Source organism: Pantoea sp. GbtcB22 (assembly GCF_019091025.1).
In the GTDB taxonomy this organism is placed as follows: Bacteria; Pseudomonadota; Gammaproteobacteria; order Enterobacterales; family Enterobacteriaceae; genus Pantoea; species Pantoea leporis.
Genome location: NZ_JAGXKB010001090.1, coordinates 1 through 228 on the forward strand (window position 1 = coordinate 1; position 228 = coordinate 228).

General features: G+C 49.6%; 1 protein-coding gene. It reads left to right on the top strand.

The features are described 5' to 3' along the window. Window positions 1-228 (top strand): LysR substrate-binding domain-containing protein (locus tag KVT28_RS27600; RefSeq protein WP_254633693.1); only part of this gene is annotated, 228 nt, incomplete at both ends.

Consider the following 228-nt stretch of genomic DNA (forward strand, 5'->3'; position numbering starts at 1 on the left):
GGACGCTACGTTCTTGCACCACTGATGCCAGGATTCAAATCGGTTTACCCCGATATTGATATTGAGCTGATCAGTACCGATCGTAACGTTGATCATCGGTTAGACGGAGTCGACGTCAGTATCCGCATCGAGGCACAACTGAACGAACAGCTGTTTGCCCTGAAAATTGCATCTTTACCTTTTATCTTCTGCGCAGCCCCGGCATATCTGGAGCGTGTGGGCATACCA